The sequence below is a fragment of the Micromonospora sp. NPDC049114 genome, assembly GCF_040648635.1.
GTDB lineage: Bacteria > Actinomycetota > Actinomycetes > Mycobacteriales > Micromonosporaceae > Micromonospora.
This window is the reverse complement of sequence record NZ_JBEZEA010000002.1, coordinates 944,768-945,611: the sequence shown is the minus strand read 5'-3', so window position 1 is coordinate 945,611 and position 844 is coordinate 944,768. Positions and strand designations below refer to the sequence as shown.

1 protein-coding gene is annotated in these 844 nt (G+C 63.5%); it reads left to right on the top strand.

Annotation, left to right across the window (positions count from 1 at the left end):
* Positions 1–844 (top strand): hypothetical protein (locus AB0B39_RS11710; protein ID WP_357574259.1); only part of this gene is annotated, 844 nt, incomplete at both ends.

The following is an 844-nucleotide window of genomic DNA, read 5'->3' as shown; positions in this document are numbered from 1 at the left end:
CACCGCTGATGGCAAGCCGACGCATGGCACGTTGCCGGACGCGGGTCAGGTCTCAATCTCCTACGGCGGAGATGGCTCAAGCACCTGGAGCTACGCCGACGGGACGGTTGTTCAGCGCAACGCTGCTGGTGATGTCACCTACGAGCGGACGGGCGATGGGGCGTCGTTCGATGCGTTCACCGCTGATGGCAAGCCGACGCATGGCACGTTGCCGGACGCGGGTCAGGTCTCAATCTCCTACGGCGGAGATGGCTCAAGCACCTGGAGCTACGCTGACGGGACGGTTGTTCAGCGCAACGCTGCTGGTGATGTCACCTCCGAGCGGACGGGCGATGGGGCGTCGTTTGATGCGTTCACGTCTGATGGCAAGCCGACGCATGGCACGTTGCCGGGTGGTGATGGTGCCGGCGCGCAGCAGGTCTCCATCTCGTACGGCGGTGACGGTTCGAGTACGTGGAGCTACGCCGACGGGACGGTTGTTCAGCGCAACGCCGCTGGTGACGTCACGTACGAGAAGACCCGCGATGGGGCGTCGTTTGACGCGTTCACCGCTGATGGCAAGCCGACGCATGGCACGTTGCCGGACGCGGGTCAGGTCTCAATCTCCTACGGCGGAGATGGCTCAAGCACCTGGAACTACGCCGACGGGACGATCGTTCAGCGCAACGCCGCTGGTGACGTCACGTACGAGAAGACCGGCGACGGTGCGTCGTTCGATGCGTTCAGCGGCGATGGTAGGCCGACTCATGGCGTTGTTGGTGGGCAAGAGGTCACCATCGGTTACAACGCTGATGGGTCGAGTACCTGGACTTATGCCGATGGGACGGTCTCGGTTCAGGATGCT